The sequence below is a fragment of the Falsiroseomonas sp. RANM36 genome (assembly GCF_056682175.1).
The window spans coordinates 945559-946099 of sequence record NZ_JBWXTD010000003.1 but is presented as its reverse complement, the minus strand read 5'-3'; the positions used below and the strand labels follow the sequence as shown (position 1 = coordinate 946099).

Below are 541 nucleotides of genomic sequence, written 5' to 3'. Positions count from 1 at the left end.
GGCGGCCCCCCGCCCCGGCCGGCGGCGCGCCCGGCGCGCCCCCCCCCCCCCCCCCCCGGCGCGCTGCTCGACGCGCCGCGCGCCGAAGGTTTTCGGATCGAGCATGTGCCGATGGTGCGCGGCTTCCACCCGATCGCGCAGGCGCGCTGCCTTGCCGCGCTGGTCGCGTTGATGAAGCGCGAGAAGCCCGACCTCGTGCATGCGCATATGCCGATCAGCGGGCTGCTGGCGCGCGCGGCGGCGCGCATCACCGGCGTGCCGCGCATCGCCTATACCTGCCACGGCTTCCTGTTCAACCAGCCCGGGCCGTGGTGGCGCCGGCACCTCTCGCTTGCGCTGGAACGCGCCGCCGGTCGCATCACCGACACCTACCTGACCGTCAGCCAGGAAGAGGCCGAGGATGCGCGCCGCCTCGGCATCCATCCGCGCGCCACCGCGGTGCTGAACGGGCGCGATCCTGCGCGCTTCCATCCCGACGCCGCGGCGCGCGCCCCGCGCCGCCCCCCCATCGGCGCGCCCGCGGACGCCCGCGGGGGCGTCG

General features: G+C 77.3%; 1 protein-coding gene. It reads left to right on the top strand.

The window, feature by feature from the left end; genetic code table 11:
* The coding region (locus AC1MIR_RS09355; RefSeq protein ID WP_480027898.1) for a glycosyltransferase at positions 1 to 541 on the top strand (541 nt) is incomplete at both ends.